Origin of the sequence: Halomonas sp. McH1-25 (assembly GCF_022348165.1) — a bacterium.
Classification (GTDB): Bacteria; Pseudomonadota; Gammaproteobacteria; order Pseudomonadales; family Halomonadaceae; genus Modicisalibacter.
Map to the genome: position 1 here is coordinate 311,364 of NZ_JAKRFI010000003.1, position 22,949 is coordinate 334,312.

Sequence of the window (22,949 nt, forward strand, 5' to 3'; positions counted from 1 at the left end):
ACGCAATGCCTGATTATCGTTCCGCCGGTGCGATGTGCAGAGGCTCCCGTGGGCCAAGGAAGTATGGCTCGCGCCTCCAGAGATACAGATCTCCCAGCGTTGCCACCCGCGCCAGCCACTCCCTGACATGCAATTGCCAGACACCGCTAACGGCGGGCGTCGGTGCCGCACACCCTTTCGCCTCGATGTCCAGGGCATCGGCAATGAATAGCGCACGCGGCAAATGCCAGTCCTGGGTGATGAGCAACGCGTTCGAGACACCGAATATCTCCCGCGCCCGGACTAGCGTATCGAAGGTACTGAAACCGGCATAATCGAGCGTCATATCGATGTCGCGCACGTTGTTGGCGCGCAAGTCCCGCCACATGGTCACGGGCTCGTTATAGAAACGCGTGCGGTTATCGCCGGAGAGCAAAAGATGCTGGACCCGTTGGGTCCGAAGTAATTGAGACGCAGCACTCAGACGCGCCGAGTACAGCGGGTTACGACCACCGCCTCGGGCCCAATAGGAGGTACCGAAGACGACACCCACAGGCTCGGCGACGCAGAGCAGCAAGTCGCTCTCGATGCGATCCTGAGTTTTTGCCAGAATCCATGCATTGGCCGCCACGACGACGCTGGTGGCGAGCAGTAGAAGCATGCTCAGGAGTACGATCAGTCTTTTAGCAAAAAAAATCACGGCCGGCCGCATCGCAACATTCGCTCCTGCATGCGGCTCGTATCGATGAGGAGCCGGGAATGTCTGGGATTAGTGTTTCGTGCCAGCAGGCAAATCGCCAAGAGGCCATGATACAGAAAGGCCGGAATGGCGGACACTGCCCTACCTAGAACATGCCCAGTTCCAGGCGCGCTTCCTCAGTCATCATTTCGCGACTCCACGGCGGGTCGAACACCGTCTCGACGTGAACCTTGGCAATTTGTGGCGCGCCCAGTATCTTGCGCCGTGCATCTTCTGCAATGACATCGCCCATGCCGCACCCCGGCGCCGTCAACGTCATGCGAATGGTGACGATACGTTCCCCGGAGAGCAGGCGCTCGATACGGCAGCCGTAAACCAAACCCAGGTCGACGATATTGACCGGAATCTCAGGGTCGAAGCAGGTCCGCAACTGGTCCCAGACAAACTGCTCGATTTCTTCTTCGCTGGCCTCCTCGTGCAGCGTCGGTCGTGGCAAAGACTCGAGCCCAAGGGCATCCAGGTCACTGCCTTCGATCAGGAACAGGCGGCCTTCGAACGCCACACTGACCGTACTGCCCTTGGCCTGCATGATCGAAACGACGCTATCTTCCGTCAACGTCACGCTTTTGCCGAAAGGAATCGAAATGGCATCGACATCTCGCTGAAGGGGCATTTCCTGCCCCTTGTAAAGCCCATCAAGTTGCTGCATTGGTATCCTTTGCCTCGTCTTGCCGGCACTTATCGGACCATCGTCACGACACGCTGTAATGCCTCGACGAAAGTATCGATTTCTTCTCGCGTATTGTAGGCGGCGAACGATGCCCGGCAGGTCGCATCGACACCAAAATGATGCAGTAGCGGCTGAGCACAGTGATTGCCCGTACGAATCGCCACGCCGAGCTGATCGATCAGCAGACCGACGTCCTGGGCATGTGCGCCCTCGACCACAAAGGAAATGACGCCGGCCTTACGGGGTGCCGTTCCCAGAATACGTAGCCCCTCGACCTCTGCCAGACGCTCATTGGCATGCGCCAGCAACTGCTGCTCCCAGGCGCCGATACGCGCAATGCCGATATCCGTCACCCACTCCAGAGCGCGGCCCATGGCGATGACGTTGGCGATCGGCGGCGTGCCGGCCTCGAACTTGTGAGGAATATCGGCATAGGTCGTACCGGCATCGAAAGACACCGTCTTGATCATTTCGCCGCCGCCCTGCCAGGGTGGCATGGCCTCGAGCAATGCCGCCTTGCCATAGAGAGCACCGACCCCGGTGGGTCCATAGACCTTATGACCCGAGAAGGCGTAGAAGTCGGCGTCGATAGCCTGTACGTCGACCGGCTCGTGAGGGATGGCCTGTGCGCCGTCGACCAGAATCAGCGCCCCGTGTTCGTGCGCAATGGCGGCCATTTCCTTGACGGGATTGATGGTGCCGAACGCGTTGGAGATATGATTGACGGCTACCAGACGAGTTCGCTCATTGAACAGACCGCGATAAGCCGCCATGTCCAGTGCACCACGCTCGTCGACCGGGATCATGCGAATGCGGAAGCCGAGCTGTTCGGCCAACAGCTGCCAAGGCACGATGTTGGAGTGATGCTCGAGTTGCGACACCAGAATCTCGTCATCGGGCTTGAGGTTACATCGCCCCCAACTGTTGGCTACCAGATTGATGGCCTCGGTCGTGCCCCGTGTAAAGACGATCTCGCGCCGATCCGCCGCCCCGGTGAAGTTGCGCACGATTTCGCGCGCCTGCTCGAAGGCCGCTGTCGCCTCGTCCGCCAGGGTATGCAACCCGCGATGAATGTTGGCGTTATAGTGCCGGTAATAATGATCCAGCGTCTCGATGACCTGCCGTGGCGTCTGGCTCGTCGCCGCGTTATCGAGATAGACGAGCGGCTTGCCATGCACTTGGCGGGCCAGGATCGGAAAATCCCGGCGCACCTGTTCGACATCTAGAGAAAGATCGGCCAACACGGTCATGGTTCACGCCTCCCCGAGGCCGGGATCATGCACCTCGTTGAGTGACGCATCGACCAGCTCGGCGAGATTGAAGCGCTCCGGCAACTTGCCGGCCACGGTCCGTTCGACCCGCTCGGCAATCGCATCCACGCTCACTTGCTCCATGACCTCGCCAGCAAACGCCAGCGTCAGCAGGCCACGCGCCGTCTGTTCATCGATACCCCGCGTACGCAGGGCAAAGACTGCATCCTCGTCGAGCTGACCGGTAGTGGTGCCATGCGAGCATTTGACGTCGTCGGCATAGATTTCCAGTTCTGGCTTGGCATCGATCTCGGCACGGTCGGACAGCAACAAGTTGGCGTTGCTCTGATACGCCTCGATCTTCTGACTGTCTCGCTTGACGATGACCTTGCCATTGAACACGCCACGCGCCCGGTCGCCCAGAATGCCCTTGTAGTTCTCGTTGGAGAACGTCAGCGGTGCGTTATGGTTGACCAGGGTGTGGTTATCCACATGCTGACGACCCTGCGCGAAGAACAGCCCCAGATAACTGGCCTCGGCCCCCTGGGCATTCAGATCCGCCACCAGGTCGTTACGCACCAGGGCGCCGCCCAAGTTGATATTGAACGAAGTGAAGCGGCTATCGCGTCCCTGATCCACATGCAGGCTGGCAATGTGGAAGTCGCCCAACGGGGCTTCCTGCAGCTTGTAATGGTTGACGATGGCACCGCGATCGAGCAGGACCTCACCGACCACATTGGTGAAATTGGCAGCGTCTGCTTCACCCACGTAGTGTTCCACCACCGTGGCCTGGCTGCGCGCGCCCGCTTCGATGAGCACTCGCGGATGGCTCATGACCGCTGCGTCATTGGCACGTGACAGGAACTGCAGGATGATCGGCAGCTCGACGACGGTGCCCGGCGCCAAACGGATTACGGCCCCTTCTTCGGTAAAGGCGGTATTCAACGCCGCAAACGGTGAAAATTCCACGCCGCTCAGACGGCCCAGCGCGCCCCCCACGGCTTCGTGGTTATCGGCCAAGGCCTGCGACAATGGCTCGACGGTGGCTCCGGACGGAAGCGCCGACAGGTCGGAAAGCTCGGCGGAGAACAAACCGTCGACGAAGGTCAGGCGAATGGCCTCGATCGGCAGGGTCAAGGTAGCCGCTGCCGCCTTGGAGAACGCGGCATCGCGAGCGAGAGCGAAATCGCCCTCGCCGATACGCCTGACGTCAGTGTATTTCCAGGCTTCGTCACGGCGAGTGGGAAAACCCAGCGCTTCAAAGCGTGCCGCAGCGGCTTGGCGACGCGCTGCAATCCACGTCGGTTCCGGCAACGATGCCGCCTGACGCTCGCTGATGCGCTCCTCGAGACGGTCCAAAAAGGCTTGGGCTGAACTCATGCTGCAGATTCCTCCGTTACCCATTCGTAGCCGCGCGACTCCAGTTCCTGAGCCAGATGCTTGTCGCCGGACTTGACGATGCGACCGTCGACCAGCACATGGACATAATCGGGCTCGATGTATTCGAGCAGACGCTGATAGTGCGTCACCATGAGAATGGCGCGTTCGGCGTCGCGTAGGGAATTGACGCCCTCCGCAACGACTTTCATGGCATCGATATCGAGACCGGAGTCGATCTCGTCGAGCATGGCCAGCTTCGGCTGCAGCACCAGCATCTGCAGGATCTCGTTACGCTTCTTCTCGCCGCCCGAAAAACCTTCGTTGACGGCACGCTGCAGGAAGCTGGGATCCATCTTCATGAAGGCCATTTTTTCCCTGACCAGCTTCATGAATTCCGGCGCCGGCATCTCGCCCTCGCCACGCGCTTCACGCTGAGCGTTGAGGGCGGCCTTGAGCAGGTAGACGTTCTTGACCCCTGGAATCTCGACCGGGTATTGGAAACCGAGCAACAGCCCGGCCTGGGCGCGCTCCTCGATTTCCATTTCCAATACGTCCTGCCCCTCGAAAGTGATCGATCCGGAAGTCACTTCATAACCTTCGTTACCGGCAATGACCGCCGACAAGGTCGATTTGCCCGCCCCGTTGGGCCCCATGATGGCATGCACCTCACCGGGATTGACGGTCAGATTGAGTCCCTTGAGGATTTCCTTGCCTTCCACCGTGACGTGCAGATCTTTGACTTCGAGCATGTTGTTGCCACCTTTGAATTCTGGTTTCGTGAGGCCGACAGCGCGTCCTCTCTAAAACTTTTTTCGCGCCTACCTGGCGCGCGTCATGAGCGAAGGTCAATCAAGGCGGAAGACTGACGAGACAGCGCAGTTGACTGCTGCTCAATGAGCATGCCGAGTCAGGCTTCCAACACAGAGTGACCGAGCGCAATAGCGCGTTACCCTACAGCGCCTTCGAGCGTCACATTCAGCAAGGCCTCTGCCTCCACGGCGAACTCCATCGGCAGTTCCTGGAAGACGTCCTTGCAGAAGCCGTTGACGATCATGTTTACCGCGTCTTCCTCGGAGATCCCGCGCTGACGGCAGTAGAACAATTGGTCCTCACCGATCTTGGATGTCGTCGCCTCGTGCTCGACGGTAGCGCTGCTGTTGCCGATCTCCTGGTACGGGAAGGTGTGGGCCCCGCAACGGTCGCCGATCAGCAGCGAGTCGCACTGGGTGAAATTGCGCGCGCCCTTGGCCCGCGGCCCGATCTTGACCAACCCGCGATACGCCTGATCGCTGTTGCCGGCGGCGATGCCCTTGGAAACGATGGTCGACTTGGTACCTTCGCCGATGTGGATCATCTTGGTTCCGGTATCGGCCTGCTGGCGACCGTTGGTCACGGCGACGGAGTAGAATTCGCCAACGCTGTCCTTGCCGCGCAGGACGCAGGACGGATATTTCCAGGTAATGGCTGAGCCGGTCTCGACTTGGGTCCAGGACACCTTGGAGCGATCGCCACGGCAGTCGGCACGTTTGGTGACGAAGTTATAGATGCCGCCACGCCCCTGCTCGTCGCCGGGATACCAGTTCTGCACGGTAGAATACTTGATATAGGCATCTTCCAGTGCCACCAGCTCGACCACGGCGGCATGCAGCTGGTTCTCGTCGCGCATGGGCGCCGTACAGCCTTCCAGATAGGAAACCTGAGCCTGTTTGTCGCAGATGATCAAGGTGCGCTCGAACTGGCCCGTGTTGGCGGCATTGATGCGGAAGTAGGTCGACAGCTCCATCGGGCAGGTCACGCCTTCCGGCACATAGACGAACGAGCCGTCGGTGAAGACTGCCGAATTGAGTGCGGCAAAATAATTGTCCGCCTTTGGCACCACCGTACCCAAGTACTGCTTGATCAGTTCCGGATAGTCGCGGATGGCCTCGGAGATCGAGCAGAAGATGACGCCAGCCTCACCCAGCTTCTCCTTGAAAGTCGTGGTTACCGATACCGAGTCGAATACCGCATCGACGGCAACCCCGGCCAGTGCGGCGCGCTCATGTAGGGGGATGCCCAGCTTCTCGTAGGTTTCGAGCAGCTTCGGGTCGACTTCATCGAGACTCTGCGGCCGATCTTCAGGCTTTTTCGGCGCACTGAAATAGGAGATCGCCTGATAATCGATCGGGGGGTAATTGAGATGCGCCCAGGAAGGCTCTTTCATCTTCAGCCACTGGTGATAGGCATCGAGACGCCACTCGAGCATCCACTCCGGCTCGCCTTTCTTCTGGGAGATGAAGGCGATCACGCTCTCGTCCAGGCCGGGCGGTACGGTCTCGCTTTCGATGTCGGTCACGAACCCTTGGGTATATTCGCGACGGACGAGCTGTTCCATTTCCTCGGTAGCCATGGTCTCTTCCTCCGGGCCGTATGTCGAAGGCCCTTTAATCAAGCTGAATGACGGCGCTCACCCCTCGGCCGAAGCGGCCAGAGAAACGCTCTGTATAGGTAATTGCACAGGCAACTTGATCGGCGCTGTCTGTGCCAGGTGCGCCAAGGTGACACTATCGAGCAGCGTACGAATCGCCAGAGAGACGCGCTGCCAGTTGTCGGACACGCCGCAACTACTCACCAAATCGCACCCGCCTCCCGCATGACTGCAGTCGGTCATGGCCACGGGGCCTTCGATGGCAGCGATGATGTCGCTCGCCGTAATCTGGCTCGCCGGACGAGCCAGGCGATACCCGCCCTGTACGCCTCGATGGGACACTAACAACCCTGCCCGCACGAGCATCTTCAACGTCTTGCTGACCGTGGGATGGGGCAGGTTAACGGCTTCCGCCAACTCGGCCGCGGCGTACGATTGCTCCGGATGCCTGGCAATCTTCGCCATCACCACTGCGGCATAATCAGTTAGCTTGGACAGCTTCAACATGCCTGTACTCCAGCCAACGAACGAATGAGGACCATTTTAGTCCTCATTAAAAACATTGTGAAGAGACATCACTGATTGGAGTTTTCTAGCCGGCGCATAGGCAATAACGATCGCCGCTAATGCAGCGAAGCCCTCCTGTTACACTGCTGCATCGCAGCAGAAAAACAATGTCGCCAAAAAGAGACACTCAAGTTACTGATGAGTCGGCTAAATAAGACGTTTGACGTATGGAGCCAGGGTCTCTAGGCTAAGCTTCAAAGTTATAGGCAAAAACGCGAACGTAACCGCTTTGAAACCAGATGCAATAATCCTGTAAGATTCTATATTCCTTGAGCTTTACCTATCGAGAACGGATCACTGCATAGGTAGCTTCAGGCATAGATAGCGAACACTGTTAAAAAACAGTTCACCTCCCCAATACCAAGGAGTGGTATTCATGAAAATCACCATTTTCGGTTCTGGCTATGTTGGTCTCGTCACTGGCACTTGTCTGGCGGATGTTGGCCATGAAGTCATGTGCGTGGATGTCGATGAGGGCAAGATCGCCCGGCTCAACAATGGTGAAGTGCCCATTTACGAGCCCGGACTGGAACCCATGCTCAAGAAGAACATGGAAGCCGGGCGCCTCCATTTCACCACCGATGCTGCCAAGGCCGTCAAGTTTGGCAGGCTGCAGTTCGTTGCCGTCGGCACACCGCCCGACGAAGATGGCAGCGCCGATCTGAAATATGTACTCAAGGTGGCCGAAACCATTGCCACGCACATGGATGAGTACAAGGTGATCGTGGACAAGTCCACTGTCCCCGTGGGCACCGCCGACAAGGTCACTGCCACCGTGCGCAACACCCTCAAGGAACGAGGGGCCGACTTCGAGTTCGACGTCTGCTCGAATCCGGAATTCCTCAAGGAAGGCGCGGCGGTCGAGGACTTCTCCAAGGGAGCGCGCATCATCGTCGGCACCGATTCCGAGCGCGTCAAGAAGGCGATGCGGGAGTGCTACGCGCCCTACAACCGCAATCATGAAAAGCTGATGTTCATGGACGTGCGCAGTGCGGAGCTGACCAAGTATGCCGCCAACGCCATGCTTGCGACCAAGATCAGCTTCATGAACGAGGTCGCCAACCTGGCGGAAAATCTCGGCGCCGACATCGAGCAGGTACGTCACGGTATCGGTAGCGATCCGCGGATCGGTTACCACTTCATCTATCCGGGCTGCGGTTATGGCGGCTCCTGCTTCCCCAAGGACGTTCAGGCATTGGCGCGTACCGCCGGCGACGTCGGCTATGAGGCAGAATTGTTGAATGCCGTCGAGGCGGTCAACAAGCGCCAGAAAGGCAAGCTGTTCCAAAAGCTTTCCCAGGCATTCGACGGCGACCTCAAGGGCAAGACCATCGCCCTGTGGGGCCTAGCCTTCAAACCGAATACGGACGACATGCGTGAGGCCCCCAGCCGCACATTGATGGAAGCGTTGTGGGAAGCCGGAGCCAAGGTCCAGGCTTTCGACCCGGAAGCCTCCAGGGAGTGCCACCGTATCTACGGCGAACGTGATGACCTGGTACTTACCGAGAAACGCGACGACACTCTGGAAGGTGCCGATGCCCTGGTCATCTGTACGGAATGGAAAGCGTTCCGAGCCGTCGACTTCGATCACATCAAGCAGAAGTTGAGCACCCCTGTCATTGTCGATGGCAGGAACCTGTTCGACCCTGAAAGTGTCAAAGCGGCAGGTTTCCTCTATTACGCCATGGGACGTGGCGACTCGCTCAAACAGGACACCACGTCCAAGCAGGCCGAGTCCACGCTCAAGCGCACTGCCTAGTCGCCAAGCTGATATAGCCACATGGCGACGATACGCAAGCCGGGATCCGATATATAAGCTTGTTTCTCGCAGAGCAATGCTCGGCTTGCGTATTTTTCATTGTTCGTCACATAGGGTACATCCTGTTGCCTTATAAATGGCTATCGCTAGTACAAGTAGGTTATTGACTAAACGACCTGAAAGTTACGTCGTTCGATAACTAACTGACATGCAGATGAGGTGGAACTTCATCTGCTGGCATTCAACGATGTCGATATCGGCGCGTGGAAAACCCCGTGTTTTCCCTCTGTCGCGATCAAGGATGGTTCGACATGCAAAACTTTCAATCCGAGGCTTCCAAGGCCAGTTGGGTCACGGAGCTGACGACATTTCTGTTCGGCGCAGCACTGTTGACCATTCTGGTCTTCGAATTGCCGGCAGAAGTGTTCTCTCCGGAATCGAAGAGCTTCATTCTGGCTATCGGCTTTATCGGGGCTTGGCGCTATTCCTGGTGGTTCGTGCAGGCAATACGCTCCGTCTGGTACAACCGTAAGGTCTTTCCGAAACTGCGCGCTCAGGCCGACGCCGTCGCTGCCGTGGAGAAGCCGGATCACCTGTATATATTGTGCACCTCCTTTCGCATCGAACCCGAGGTAAGCTTCGCGGTTTACGATGCACTGGTCAGGGATGTGCACGCCTACGGTGTTCCCACCACCATCTTCGCCGCGATTTCCGATCGCAGCGATGTCGATATCATCGACCATGTCATGGCCGAGAATGGCTGGCCAGGCAATGTCGAGATCAGTTACATGTTCCAGAAAGGCGATGGCAAGCGCTCGGCCATGGCCGAAGTATTGCGTGCCATTTCCCGTCGCCTGCCCTCTCACCGCTCGCTTCTCGTTTCGATGGACGGCGACATTCAAATAGAGCCGGGCACACTGGAGCATTCACTATCGTTCTTCCTGGCCAATGATGAGCTAGGCGCACTGACCACCAACAATCGGGCCATCGTCAATGGTGGCGATGTGACCAAGGAGTGGTATGACCTGCGTTATGCGCAGCGCCACCTGGTCATGAGTTCGATGTCCGTATCGGAAAGGTTGTTGGTGTTGACCGGCCGTTACAGCGCTTTTCGTGCCGAGCTGGCCACCGACCCCGGGTTCATCGACCTGGTCGAGAACGACCATGTCGAGCATTGGCGCTTCGGTAACTTCAAGTTCCTATCCGGCGACGACAAGTCGACCTGGTACTGGCTGATAAAGAACAACTGGAAGATGCTCTACATTCCGGATGTCTACGTTTCCGGGTTCGAGGAGCTGCCCGATCGCGACCGTTTCTTCAAGTCCAGCATCGACCTCATGCGCCGCTGGTTCGGCAACATGCTACGCACCAGTGGGCGCGCCATTGGCTTGGGGCCGCGTTCAATGGGTTTCTTTACCTGGTGGAGCCTGGTCGACCAGCGCCTTTCCATGTGGACGACGCTGATTGGCCCCTCCGTCGCGATCATGCTCACGCTTTTCGTGCGCCCCTCGTTCATTTTCGCCTACGCGCTCTGGATCATCTTCACCCGCAGCATTGCTACGACGGTGCTGGCATTGCAGCGAGGCCGTTTCAGTCTCTTGTGGGTTCCCTTGCTTTACTACAATCAGGTGGGCGGCGCCTTACTCAAGACGTACGTCAGCTTCCGTTTCAACCGCCAGAAGTGGTCGCGTCAGGGTATCTCCGCCGGTGAACCTGACGACCCCAAAGCCGTACGCAGGCAGCGCATGATGGGCCATTTCATGCATGGCGTGTATTACGGCGGCATGTTGATGGTGCTGATCATTGCCGTTGGCGTTCTTGCTCCCCCCGACCGGCTATCCATGGCTGCCTGGAAGGATGAGTCCGAACTCTGGGGAGACGCGCAGAACGCTAGCGAAAACGACAGCTACTGGATCGCGCTTTCCCTGGCGGACGTGCCTGCAGGCGACTCGGTTCAGCTGCCGGCGGAGGATCTCATGCTCGACGCGACGCTGAACGAGGAGTTGAGCAAGCTCGATGCGATCCACGCCACACGGATGAACGGGTACGACGCAAACATGTCGACGGTGCTTCTGGTCGCTCCCGATCTCGCCGATAAGCTACGCAATGCAGAGCAACGCCCCTTGAGCGAGGTCCAGCAAATGACCTGTACACAAGACAACGCTTGCACGCTGATGACGCAGCAAGGTCCGATAGTGCTGACCGACATGGAAGTCAGATTACGTTCCGCACAAGCGTGACGTACTTGGGTCAGAATTTTCATAGGAGATAGAAACACATGGCCGACGAACATATTCCCAACGATGAGCCTCAGCGTAACGAGCCGACGCTCGGAAGTGCGCGTTCTTCGGGAACAAGCGAGAAAAACACCCAACAAAGCGAGCCAACGGGCCAAATACAGCATGAGAGACGCGACGAGCGTCAGCATGTCCGTGTAGAAGCTCCTTTTCAGGTCAGGCACGAAGATGGCCACACGCTACCCGGCCACGACCTTTCTTTGGGTGGGTTCTCTTACCACAGCGACAAGGCCGTCGAGCCGGGAACGGTCTTGTCCGTTTCCTTGCTATTGATGGCTGGCTCGGCAGAATTGATCGTCCCTGTGACGGCAAAAGCCCTGCGTAGCGATTCCGAGCGGGCGGGAAACAGCTATGAAGTGGCTTTCGAAATCACCAAGATCGATCAGCGCCATCGTGAGTTGCTGCGCAGAATCATCCGCTCGCATTTGAGCGGTCGCTATGCTGCCGTCGAGGATCTCATCGAAAAGGAAGATCCCCAGACGCCACGCAAGCGCGCTCCTCGCGGCGCGGCGGCGATGCCGGCGGGTTCCAAGAGCCGCAAGCCATGGGGACGATACGCCCTGTTGATGCTGGCAGCGCTGACCTTGGTCGCCGTGGCAGGCGCGACCGCTTATCGCAACTTCATGCTGATCGAGCCCAGCTTCGCGGCGGTGACGGCCCCGCGCATCGACATACTCTCGCCGGGTGCTGGCCAGCTGAGCGAGCATTCGCTGCAGCCAGGCGATCGGGTCGAGCGCGACCAGCCACTGGCCAAGGTCAGTAACAGCGACCTGGAGACCGATCTCATCCTGGCGCGCGCAGCGCATGCGTACAACTCGCAACTGATCGACAACATGCGCGAACGCTTCAACGATCCCAGTGTCCAGAAAGTCAGCATGGCTCAGTCCACGACACCGACCGACGGACGTCCGCCGAGTTTCGAAACCGTCACTCCGGATATTGCCAAGGTGCGCATCGAGCAGTTCGAAACGGCACGCGGCTACGAGAATGCGCGTATCGATGCACTCGAGTCCCGTATGGCTGCAAACACCATGTACAGTCCCTGCGACTGCGTGGTGGCCTGGGCCCTGAGTAGCGGCGGCGGGACGTACATCAACGAGAGCGACCGCATCATGACGCTCATCCGCACCGGCCCCAACGACATCATGGTCGAGGCCCTGGTGCATATGAGCAAGATCGGCAGCATCGAGCCCCACCAGCGCGCTTACATCGCTCTGCCCAATGCGTCCGAGCCTATCGAAGCCCGCGTGCGCTCGGTGGCGCTAGACGTCGAGCGTCAGCCACGTGCCGGCTTCCCCGAGTGGGTACGCCAACAGCAGAACGTTGCGAGCGTCCTGTTGGTACCCGAGACCCCGCTCCCGGCCAGCACCGTCGGTGTGCCGGTGGATGTCCGGTTCTCGGAAGCGCCGATCATCGACCAGACGGCGGAATGGATTTGGCAAGGCGGTCGTGCAATAGCCCAGCAGACCGAGCAGCTGGCCAGCGCCGCCTGGAACAAAGTCAACGAAATCACCCAGTAACGCCTCATTCCATACCGGCTCCGAGGCATGAGCTTTGCGGAGCCGGTATCACTCGAACGACAACTACATAACAGGGATCAGCGGGGAGCCAATTCAAACCAGTAACGCCAAGGCGCTGGCGTTACCGAGACGCAATCAGGAGGCAGCAATGCCAAGCAAACGTTCCCCAGTATTTTCTGCTCTCGCAGCAACCCCGAGAGCCTTCAAGCCAACGATGCTGCGTACCTCTCTCATGGGCGTAGTCGTGTCGAGCTTGCTGGCCAGCGCCCCCTCCTCGGCTCTCGCTGATGACGACGATGATTCCAAGCTCAGCCAGCCTAGCGTTGCACCATGTTCCACCCGCTATCCCATGGCGGCGGCTCCCGTTCCCGAGATCAACGTGAACGGCGTGGAGCGGGCCATCGAGCAGGGTTTCATGGCAAAGAAGAACTGGGGCCTCGACAATGTCTCACTGCTTTCACCCAATGAGACGGGGCTTGGCGAACAAGGCTTTCGCGTGCTCTATCCCGAAGGCAGTTCGGCACCTAGCGACAATGTCGAGGGCGGGGCTGGGTTCTACGCCCATACGCCGGGGCTACAGGGTGCCGAACGTGCCTGCCTGAGTTACAAGGTGCGCTTCGAGCCGGGCTTCGACTTCGTCAAGGGCGGCAAGCTTCCTGGGCTTTATGGTGGATCGGGCCCAACGGGAGGCGAAGAAGTCACCGGTACCAACGGGTTCTCCATGCGCTTCATGTGGCGCGAGGATGGCCAGGGCGAGCTTTACGAATACGTCGTCAACAAAGACAGCGAGTATGGCGAATCGGTGGGACGTGGAAAGTGGGTCTTTCCTACCGGGCAATGGGTCAACGTCGAGCAGGAAATCGTTCTTAACGATCCCCAGTCATCCAACGGCATTGCACGCGTTTGGATTGATGGTCAACCCATGCTCGAGCAGCAGGGCATCGTCTATCGTACAACGGACGACGTCACTATCGATGGCGTGATGTTCTCTTCGTTTTTTGGTGGGCACGGCAAGGAGTGGCGAAGCCCACGCGACCAGGTGGCCGATTTCGGCGATTTCCGAGTCTATGTACCACGCTGAGTTCGACAGGACGACTGCACTGTCCAATCGCGCTTCCACGGCCTCTACTATCGAGAGGTCGATGACGTTTGACAAAGGATGTGTCACCTCAATGCGATCCCCGATGTTTGTAGGCATTCTCTCGTTGCAGCGGCGGCTTGTGTCGGCCGCTTTGCTTGCCCTTCTGCTGCCTGCGGTGACAGGACAGGCATGGGCACTGAGCTACCAGGCGCGCCAGGAACTGGACCTCAGCGAGTATGTCGTCACCGACCCCAACGCGTCTTACTTCGACGTACAGGCACGTCTCGACACTCTACAAGAGACTGACAATTCGCTGCTCATCTCTCAGATGGACCAGTTGGAAATCGAAGACAGTTGCCGGCAGCTCCTGGCGATCCCTCCATTGACGGGCGAGATCCGCATTCCCGGTTTCTACCCGAGTCCAGACGCATGGCGCCTGGCGTCCGAGCCGCTTTTCAATTTCGAGGAGAATGTCAGCGGCTTGGCTGGCTCCTATGTCGCCACTGGCGATGTTTACTACGGCGAATGCCTGGTTCGATTCCTGGACAGCTGGGCCCAGGCCGATGCACTCATGGACTTTTACCATGCTCCGGAAGAACGGCAGGCCTGGTATGCCACCGAGTCCATGCTGTTCGGTGCAGCCATGGCCTACTCGATCGTCAGACCGAGCGTCGAGGGCATGGAAGAAGAGAAAGCGCGTATCGACGACTGGCTCAACCGCCTCGCCCATAAGCATTCCGATATCGTCGGCGGTCTCGATTCGAGTTGTTGCAACAACCATTTCTACCGGCGCGCGCTTTATGCCTCGATGATCGGTGTGCTGACGGACGATAACGAACTCTTTCGTTTTGGCGTGAGCGCACTGTATTCAGCGCTACACGACCTCACGCCTGAAGGCGGCTTACCGCTAGAGCTAGCCCGTGGACGTCGGGCAACGCACTACCAGAATTATGCCCTGCTTTATCTTGTAACGAACATGCAGGTCATTTCCCGGCAAGGTTATGATGTATTCGATCTGGAGATCAACGGAAATACGATTCATGAACCGGTAGATTACTTAATGCAAATCATCGAAGATCCGAGCAACCTCAAGGAATATGCGCCACATGAGCAGTACCGAGGGTTCTTGGATGATGAGCAGTATTTCTCCTGGATGGAGATCTATCTCTCCCATTTCAATGACGCAAGACTGGAAAACTTCATCAAGGACTATCGTCCTATAGACAATCGCAGTGCTGGCGGTTACATTACTTTATATTTCATGAATCCAGATGCCCAAGTACAAACCACTAATAAAAAGAGCATTAAAGAAAAGGCGGAAATAATCGAGCCGGATTAAACTCGCCCAATCAGTACGCAGAGGAACTATGTATCCACCCCATCGACGCATAGCATGTTGCCGGGCGACTTAGCCCGGCTCCTACTCATACAGGAGTATTAGTGCTCACTACACGGCTAGCCACCGTGATGAGCAACAATTAATAATGATCAAGGATTGATCAGTTATGTACGCAACAACACACCGCAAAAAGCCATTCTTTTCTTATCTTACGATCTTCCTGCTGGGGATCATCAGTATCCCGCAGGCACAGGCCCTAAGCTACGAAGCGCGCCAGAAACTCGACCTGAGTCATTACGAAGTTACCGATCCCGACGCTTCCTATTTCGATGTCGATGCACGCCTCGACGAGCTAGAGAGCACCCGTAACTCTCTGCTCATCGGCCAAATGGATCGGCTGCGCATCGGAGAGAGCTGCCAGAACCTGCTATCCATTCCTCCGCTGGAAGATCAGATCAGAATCCCGGGTTTTTATCCTAGCCCAGAAGCCTGGCGCCTGGCATCGGAGCCGATGTTCCAGTTCGAAGAGAAGATGAGCAGTTTGGCTGGAAGCTACATGGCCAGCGGGGGCGATGAATATTATGGGGAGTGTATCGTCAAGTTCCTGGATCGCTGGGCCCAGGCGGATGCCTTGATCGACTTCTACTATTCAGGTCAGGATCGCCAAGCCTGGTATGCCACGGAATCGATGATCTTTTCGGCTGCCATGGCCTACTCCATCGTCCGCCCTCGTATCGAAGGGATGGAAGAGGAAAAGGCACGGGTCGATGACTGGTTGAATCGGCTTGCCCACAACCACTCGTCGATTGTGGGTGGTCTGGACGGAAGTTGCTGTAACAATCACTTCTATCGCCGCGCCATTTATGCCTCGATGATTGGCATTCTGACTGAAGACAACGAACTTTTCCGCTATGGCGTCAGTTCCATCTACTCTGCACTCTCCGATATGACCGAGGATGGCGCTTTCCCTCTGGAAATGGAACGTGGACGCAGGGCTACCCACTACCAGAACTATGCCCTCCTCTACCTAGTGACGAATATGCAGATCGTTTCCCGGCAAGGTTATGACGTTTTCAACATGGAGATAGACGGCCGTAGCATCAGTGACGCGATCGACTTTTTCTTGACGGTCGTCGAGGACCCTGACGAACTCAAAGACTATGCACCTCACGAGCAGTACCGTGGATTTTTGGAGGATGGCCAGTACTTTACCTGGATGGAAATGTATCTTTCCCACCATGACGACCCACGTGTCGACGAATTTCTGCACAGATACCGCCCGATCGACAACCGTGGTGCCGGTGGATATATCAGCCTTTATTTCATGGACCCCGAGGCCCAGCATCACGTTGTAATTCAGGATAGCGTCAGAGAGAAAGCCGAAGTGATCGTACCTGATGCCGAGTAGTTTCAGTCGATAGACAACGGAGACTCACCATGTATGCTACGCTGCCCTCGGCTTCCATGACGGACTATGCCAGAGTCGCTGTCGTCGTCCCCCTGACCTCGCTATGGTTAGCAGGCTGCGTAGCCCCCAATACGCCGCATATGCAGGAGATGTCTCGGCAGCTTTCTGAGGGGGACCATGGCCGGTTCGCTGGAGGGGAATCGTTCGAAGCGCGCGCACTTGCCCGCGCCTCTGGTCAATCGGCGCAGCCAGCCTCTAGTGAGGCGGATGCAGTGGTCCTGGGCGTCCCGGCGACGCTAGCGGCCCGGCCATCCCCGCCGGAACGCCAGAAACCGAGCCGGGGCCAGGCAGAGAGCCCGGCAAGCATGCCATCGCCTGCACGAATCGTGTCTCCCGACCTGACAGGGGCCGGCGAGGCATTCATCGGCGCCGGCAAGCCCCAGGAAGGCAGGGCACTGCTCGTACAGGCGGCCGAAGCCGGCAATGTCGCGGCGCAACGGGCGCTGGGCCGCGCCCACCTGGAAGGCAGCGCTCTGCCCCATGACAGCGAGCTCGCCGCCACCTATCTGGCAAAAGCCGCTGACCGGGACGATGCTTATGCAGCACAACTGCTCGGCGAGGCCTACCTGACCGGAGAGGGAATGGAACAGGATCCCCAGAAAGCCGACGCCTGGCTCACCAGGGCTGCGGAGGCGGGAAGACTCTCGGCCCAGGCAACCTTGGGACGCGCGCTTCTACGCGGTGATCACCACTTTTCCCAGGATACGACTCGTGGCCGAAAGCTGCTGCTCAGTGCGGCGATCAAAGGGCATGCAGGAGCGCAAGCCACCCTGGGCAGGGAGCTTATCCGAGGCGAACACATCCAGCCCGATATCGACCAGGGCGTCGAGTATCTCATCAAGGCTGCGCAACAAGGCCACCCTACCGCTCGCCTTGCCCTGGCCAAAGCCTACTTATGGGCCAACGGACTCGAAAACGCCAGCCAACAACAGGCACTATTATGGTTGGATAACGTCATCGACGGGGATAGCGAGATGGCCTTGGAAACGATGCGCCAGCTACTGACGGGTCAGGATAAAGCAACGTTCACGATCTTGTGATGACGCTCTTAAAAAAACCAATAACCTGAGCCATCCATACCAACCAAGGAAGGAGCAGCAATGTTCACAGACAGCATTAACGAGCGCCGCCGGCCAAGCCACGGAACGATACGCTCCCTTGCGGTGGTCACGGCAGTTGCATGGCTGGGTGGTTGTGCGGTCAATACCAGCAAGCACATGGACGAGATCCAGGCCCAACTGGATCCCAAATATCATGATTGGTTCGATGGCGGTACGCCGGCCGACATGAGTTCCTTCGACTGGAACCACATCGATTTCGCCCGTCAGGCCCTCGACAATGGCAATGTCAGCGAGGCCCTCGGCATCCTCGAGTCGCTGCAGAATCAAGGCTACCCGCCGGGCTACTACGAGATGGCGGTCATGTATGACGACGGGCTTGGTGTCGCCCGCGACCCATCCAAGGCAGCCCAGCTCTACGGAGAATCGCTGCGCAAGCCTTCGTCGGTACTCGACAATGCCTCGCTGAGACTGGCACGGCTGTATGCAGAAGGTGACGGTGTCGAGCGTAACGATACCTTGGCTTACTATCTGCTTCGCCAAGCCGTCGAGGAAGGCGACATGGCCAGCGCCAGACTGGATCTTGCCGACATGCTGCTGGCCGGCCGTGCCGGACAAGCCGCCCCCCAGGAGATCGCCGCCCTTTACAAGGAAGCCGTGGAACTTGGCGGTACTCGCGGATTGTACGAACTTGCCCAAGCCCATGCGCCCGGGGGTTGGCTGGAAGAAAATCGTGGGCTGGCCGAAAAATATGCCCGTGACTACGCCCAGACCCTGCAGGAACCTGCACAGGCCGGCGACACCCAGGCCATGGTCAATCTCGCACGACTTTATGCCGATGATGGCCTGCTAGGCCCCCAGCCCCAACTGCAACAGAAGTGGCTACTCCAAGCTGCAGAATCCGGCAACCCCGACGCCCTGGGAGAAGCGGGCGAGCTTCTGCTGGCGCAAGGCAACCAGGAACGCGGCCTGTCCATGCTTCATCGGGCTGCCGAGGCCGGGGACGTCGAATCCATGACCCACCTGGGCAAGGCCTACCTTGGCGAGAACGGTGTGGCGCCCGATCCCATCCAGGCGACACGCTGGCTGGAAGCCGCTTCAGAGAATGGCGACACCAATGCCGCCATTTCACTCGGCCGAGCGTATCTACAGGGCGACGTCCTCGAGCACAACCCCACTCGGGGCATCGAGTTGCTGGAGCGTGGCGCGGAGCGTGGCGATGCATTGGCCTATGCCGTTCTCGGTAGTGCCTACATGCAAGGCAATGGGGTTCCTGCACAACCTACCCGGGCAGTCGATTATCTGCAGAAAGGCCATGAAGCCGGCCATCCCTACGCCACGGCTCAGTTGGGTGAAGCCTACCTGAACGGCCTGGGTGTCGCCCCCAATCCGTCACGCGCCGAAACGCTCCTTCGCAACGCCGCGGATCAGGGCCAGACGACAGCGGCACGCGTGCTTGGCGAAGGTTACCTGGAAGGCGGCAATCTTCCCTTTCAACCCCAGGAGGCCGAGCGCTGGTTACGCCAGGCAGCCGATGCCGGCGACGTGACCGCAGCGACCAAGCTCGCCGATGCCTACCTGAGCGGCAATCTCACCGGTGGCGATCCGCAGCAGGCTGTCACCATGCTGGAAGAAGCGGCCAATGAAGGCGACGCGTATGCCATGGTCGTGCTCGGCCGCGCCTACCGCGAAGGCACCGGCGTACCCAGAGACTTCGAGCAGGCGGAATACTGGCTCGAACGCGCTCGTGAAGCGGATCATCCTTCGGCACGTGCGGCTCTGGCGCGAACCTATCGCGCCCGGGGCGAGCAAGGCGATATCGGCGCGCTTAGAAAGGCTGCCGAAATGGGCGACGTGCCGGCCATGGCCGACCTCGGTCGTATCTACCTGAACGGTTCGGGCGTCAGCCGCAACACCAGTCAGGCGCGCGTCTGGCTCAATCGTGCCGCCGATGAAGGACACGCAGGCGCGACAGCGACGTTGGGCCGCATGTATATCGACGGCAATGGCGTGACCAGGAATACCGAGCGAGGCGTCGGGCTTCTGGAAACGGCGATCGCACGTGGGCACAGCGGGGCAAAAGCCGACCTTGGTGAACTCCTTCTTACCGGCAATGGCGTGGCTGCCGACCCCGAGCGCGGCGTCGAACTTCTTCGCAGTGCAGCCAACGCGGGCAACACTTCGGCCAGGATGACCCTCGGCCATGCCTACCTGACGGGGGAGGGTGTCGCTCAAGACACCCAGCAGGGTCTGGATCTGCTGCGTCAAGCCATGGCCTCTGGCGATCTGACATCGAAGTATTACCTGGGCCGGGCCTACCTCTACGGTGAGAATGGCGTCACTCAGGATATCGAACAGGGCCGCCAACTGCTGACCGAAGCCGCCGATGCAGGACACGGCGCATCGATGGCGACGCTGGGCCGGGAATACCTGAGAGGCGATATCTTTGCGATAAATCGCAACCAGGGCGCGGAATACCTCTTCCAGGCGGCACGCCAAGGCCACCCCACGGCGCGGCTGGCATTGGCCAAGGCCTATCTCTGGGCGAATGGGCTCGAGAACGCCAGCCAAGAGCAAGCCATGATCTGGCTGAACAAAGTCATCGATGGAGATAGCCAGAACGCGCTGGAAATCATGCGCGAGCTGTTGACGGATGAGGAAGCCTTGCAAGCGGCGGCCGAACAGACGAACACCATCTGAGTCGCAACTCAGCAATTCAATCCATGCAAGCAAACAGCCGGCCTTCTTGGCCGGCTGTTTTGCGTGACGCTAAAGAGTGGCTTACTCGGTGAACGGGTTGCGCAGCACGATCGTCTCGTTGCGGTCAGGGCCGGTGGAGATGATATCGATGGAGGTGCCGGTCTGCTCTTCGAGGAAACTGATGTAGGCCCGGGCGTTCTTGGGCAGGTCCTCGACGCGCTTGATGCCCAGCGTCGACTCGCTCCAGCCCGGCAGATCCTCGTAGATCGGCTCGACGGCCTCGTAGCCTTCGGAATCCACGGGCGTATCCAAGCGTTCGCCATCCTTGCTGCGATACCCGACACAGACCCGAATGTTCTCCAGACCATCGAGCACGTCCAGCTTGGTCAGGCAGATACCGGAAACCGAGTTGATCTGTACGGCATGACGCAGGGCCACGGCATCGAACCAACCGCAGCGACGCGGCCGCCCGGTCGTGGCGCCAAACTCATGGCCGCGTTCGGCCAGATGACGGCCGAACTCGTCGAACAGCTCGGTGGGAAACGGCCCGGAGCCGACACGCGTCGTATAGGCCTTGGTGATACCGAGTACGTAGTCCAGGTACAGCGGCCCGACACCGGAGCCGGTGGCCGTTCCGCCTGCCGTAGTGTTGGAGCTGGTCACGTAGGGGTAGGTGCCGTGGTCGATGTCCAACAGCGAACCCTGCGCGCCTTCGAACAGGATGTTCTCGCCGCGCTTGCGAATATCGTGGACCAGGCTGACGGCATCGCAGACCATCGGGCGCAGTTCTTCGGCCATTTCCATGGCTTCATCGAAGACCTTCTGAAAGTCTACCGGTTCCTCGCGATGGTATTCCTTCAATACGAAGTTGTGGTATTGAAGCACCTCGCCCAGCTTGGACGCGAAGCGTTCGCGATGCAGCAGGTCGCCCAGGCGCAGGCCGCGGCGTGCAACCTTGTCTTCGTAGGCCGGTCCGATGCCGCGCCCGGTGGTGCCGATCTTGGCCACGCCACGCTCCTTTTCACGCGCCTGGTCGAGGCGAACGTGGTAGGAGAGGATCAGCGGGCAAGCCGGCGATAGACGCAAGCGCTTGCGTACCGGCACGCCCTTGGCCTCGAGCTCGCGGATTTCCTTGATCAGCGCCTCGGGGGACAGCACTACGCCGTTGCCGATCACACAGATCTTGTCTTCGCGCAGGATGCCCGAGGGAATCAGGTGCAGTACGGTCTTCTCACCGTCGATGACCAGTGTATGGCCGGCATTGTGCCCACCCTGGAAACGTACGACCGCCGATGCCGACTCGGTCAGCAGATCGACGACCTTCCCCTTGCCTTCGTCACCCCACTGGGTGCCCAGTACGACTACGTTCTTGCCCATTACTCTCGTCTCTTGAACTAGAAAACCGCCAATCGAGCCCTACGGGCGGAGCATCGGCGCCGCTCGCCATGTCATGTCAGTGGTGAAACCTGCCAGTCGTCGCCCATGCGCACGAGCTGACGATTGCAGCGATGCTCCGTGGGGCCCGTGTGCTGATCGGGCAACGCCTGCACGACACGCTCCCCGGCATTGCGTAGTCGAGCGATCAACGCGTTGAGCTGCTGCACTTCACTATCCGAGGCTGCCATGGTCGGGACCCAGATGCCATCATTGTGAGGCGCCTGCTCCACCAAGGTAGCCAGCAGTTTGAGATCCATCGAGAAGCCAGTGGCCGGCCGGGCACGGCCAAAGGCCCGCCCGGTATCGTCGTAGCGTCCACCTTTGGCCAACGCCTGCCCATAGCCTGGCACATAAGCGGCGAACATCATGCCCGTATGGTACTGATAGCCACGCAGGTCGGCGAGATCCACATACAGTGTGACCTCGGGATACTCCCGCTTGACCCCTTGGCACAACGCCTGCAGTTGATCCAGCGCTTCAGCCACCGCTGCCGGCGCTGCGATCAGTGCGGCGCGAGCCGCCTCCAGCACGTCGCCTCCGCCGTGCAGATTCACCAGGGCGGAAAACATGGCGGCCAGCTCCGCATCGTCGACATGCGTCGCCACCAGCGCATTCACCTCGCTGGGCGACTTGCGTTCGATAGCCTCGAACATGGCCCGCCGGGCATCGCCCTGTAGGTCGGCAGCCTGAACCAAGGTACGGTAGATGCCGATATGGCCAAGTGCCAGATGAACCTCTGAGGCGCCGGCCGTGGTCAAGCTGGACAGGGCCAGGCGCAGGATTTCCAGGTCGGCCTCGAGGCCGGCATGACCGAACAACTCTACGCCCACCTGCACGGGACTACGCCCGCCTTGATGCTGGTCGGCCTTGGCCCGCAGCACATGGCTGCAATAGCATAACCGTGCCGGCCCTTGGCGTTTCAGGGAATGCGCGTCCATGCGCGCAACCTGCGGCGTCACGTCGGCACTGGCGCCCATCAGGCGGCCGGTGAGCTGGTCGGTGAGCTTGAAGGTTTGAAGATCGAGATCGGTTCCGGTCCCGGTCAGCAGGGAATCCAGAAACTCCACCGGCGGCGGCATTACCAGATCGTAGCCCCAGCGATAGTACAGATCGAGTAGTGCGCGACGTAGTGCCTCCATGCGGGTCGCCTGCGGGGGAAGCACCTCGTCCATGCCGTCGGGAAGCAGCCAGCGGTCTGCGATGGTCATTTGCCTGTCCTGCCAGAAATGAATGGCGCACAAAAAAACCGGGCCACGCCCGGTTGAAGGATTCTATCA

General features: G+C 59.0%; 17 protein-coding genes. 8 read left to right on the forward strand and 9 right to left on the reverse strand.

Features of this window, described 5'->3' with window-relative positions:
• Window positions 1–13: 13 nt before the first annotated feature.
• The 7 genes from MHM84_RS10980 to MHM84_RS11010 form a co-directional block, all read right to left on the reverse strand.
• Complete coding sequence (locus tag MHM84_RS10980; protein ID WP_239265988.1) at window positions 14–640, reverse strand: ElyC/SanA/YdcF family protein; 627 nt, start codon at window positions 638–640, stop codon at window positions 14–16.
• A gap of 184 nt (window positions 641–824) precedes the next feature.
• Window positions 825–1,394, reverse strand: a complete 570-nt coding sequence (sufT, locus tag MHM84_RS10985; RefSeq protein WP_239266273.1) for a putative Fe-S cluster assembly protein SufT — start codon at window positions 1,392–1,394, stop codon at window positions 825–827.
• A gap of 23 nt (window positions 1,395–1,417) precedes the next feature.
• Window positions 1,418–2,659, reverse strand: a complete 1,242-nt coding sequence (locus MHM84_RS10990) for a cysteine desulfurase (RefSeq protein ID WP_239265990.1) — start codon at window positions 2,657–2,659, stop codon at window positions 1,418–1,420.
• A gap of 3 nt (window positions 2,660–2,662) precedes the next feature.
• Window positions 2,663–4,039: a Fe-S cluster assembly protein SufD gene (gene sufD, locus MHM84_RS10995; protein WP_239265992.1), complete on the reverse strand. Its 1,377-nt coding sequence runs from the start codon at window positions 4,037–4,039 to the stop codon at window positions 2,663–2,665.
• A complete protein-coding gene (gene sufC / locus MHM84_RS11000; protein WP_239265994.1) occupies window positions 4,036–4,788 on the reverse strand; it encodes a Fe-S cluster assembly ATPase SufC in 753 nt (250 codons plus the stop codon). Before sufC ends, sufD begins: the two co-directional genes overlap by 4 nt.
• Before the next feature lie 197 nt (window positions 4,789–4,985).
• Complete coding sequence (gene sufB / locus MHM84_RS11005) at window positions 4,986–6,428, reverse strand: Fe-S cluster assembly protein SufB (protein WP_239265996.1); 1,443 nt, start codon at window positions 6,426–6,428, stop codon at window positions 4,986–4,988.
• Window positions 6,429–6,485: 57 nt separating this feature from the next.
• Window positions 6,486–6,953: an SUF system Fe-S cluster assembly regulator gene (locus MHM84_RS11010; RefSeq protein ID WP_239265998.1), complete on the reverse strand. Its 468-nt coding sequence runs from the start codon at window positions 6,951–6,953 to the stop codon at window positions 6,486–6,488.
• Between the two features lie 436 nt (window positions 6,954–7,389).
• Between MHM84_RS11010 and MHM84_RS11015 the strand changes: the two genes are divergently transcribed.
• From MHM84_RS11015 to MHM84_RS11050, 8 genes are all read left to right on the forward strand, one after another.
• Window positions 7,390–8,772: a UDP-glucose/GDP-mannose dehydrogenase family protein gene (locus MHM84_RS11015; protein ID WP_239266000.1), complete on the forward strand. Its 1,383-nt coding sequence runs from the start codon at window positions 7,390–7,392 to the stop codon at window positions 8,770–8,772.
• Between the two features lie 311 nt (window positions 8,773–9,083).
• On the forward strand, window positions 9,084–11,012 hold the full coding sequence (locus tag MHM84_RS11020) for a glycosyltransferase (protein WP_239266003.1): 1,929 nt from the start codon (window positions 9,084–9,086) through the stop codon (window positions 11,010–11,012).
• 38 nt (window positions 11,013–11,050) lie between these two features.
• Window positions 11,051–12,589, forward strand: coding sequence for an alginate biosynthesis protein Alg44 (locus MHM84_RS11025; protein ID WP_239266006.1), 1,539 nt, complete (start codon window positions 11,051–11,053; stop codon window positions 12,587–12,589).
• A 214-nt stretch (window positions 12,590–12,803) separates the two neighbouring features.
• The gene (locus MHM84_RS11030; RefSeq protein WP_239266009.1) at window positions 12,804–13,670 is read left to right on the forward strand and encodes a polysaccharide lyase; all 867 of its coding nucleotides are present in this window, start codon (window positions 12,804–12,806) and stop codon (window positions 13,668–13,670) included.
• A gap of 61 nt (window positions 13,671–13,731) precedes the next feature.
• The gene (locus MHM84_RS11035; protein WP_239266013.1) at window positions 13,732–15,009 is read left to right on the forward strand and encodes an alginate lyase family protein; all 1,278 of its coding nucleotides are present in this window, start codon (window positions 13,732–13,734) and stop codon (window positions 15,007–15,009) included.
• Window positions 15,010–15,175: 166 nt separating this feature from the next.
• Window positions 15,176–16,417: an alginate lyase family protein gene (locus MHM84_RS11040; RefSeq protein ID WP_239266016.1), complete on the forward strand. Its 1,242-nt coding sequence runs from the start codon at window positions 15,176–15,178 to the stop codon at window positions 16,415–16,417.
• A gap of 29 nt (window positions 16,418–16,446) precedes the next feature.
• Window positions 16,447–17,517, forward strand: a complete 1,071-nt coding sequence (locus MHM84_RS11045) for a tetratricopeptide repeat protein (RefSeq protein WP_239266019.1) — start codon at window positions 16,447–16,449, stop codon at window positions 17,515–17,517.
• Window positions 17,518–17,577: 60 nt separating this feature from the next.
• Window positions 17,578–20,235: a tetratricopeptide repeat protein gene (locus MHM84_RS11050; protein ID WP_239266022.1), complete on the forward strand. Its 2,658-nt coding sequence runs from the start codon at window positions 17,578–17,580 to the stop codon at window positions 20,233–20,235.
• Window positions 20,236–20,316: 81 nt separating this feature from the next.
• Here the strand turns inward: MHM84_RS11050 and MHM84_RS11055 are convergent, their stop codons facing one another.
• Both MHM84_RS11055 and MHM84_RS11060 read right to left on the reverse strand, forming a co-directional pair.
• Window positions 20,317–21,612, reverse strand: a complete 1,296-nt coding sequence (locus MHM84_RS11055; RefSeq protein WP_239266024.1) for an adenylosuccinate synthase — start codon at window positions 21,610–21,612, stop codon at window positions 20,317–20,319.
• Window positions 21,613–21,683: 71 nt separating this feature from the next.
• Complete coding sequence (locus tag MHM84_RS11060) at window positions 21,684–22,880, reverse strand: ATP phosphoribosyltransferase regulatory subunit (protein ID WP_239266026.1); 1,197 nt, start codon at window positions 22,878–22,880, stop codon at window positions 21,684–21,686.
• Window positions 22,881–22,949: the final 69 nt, after the last annotated feature.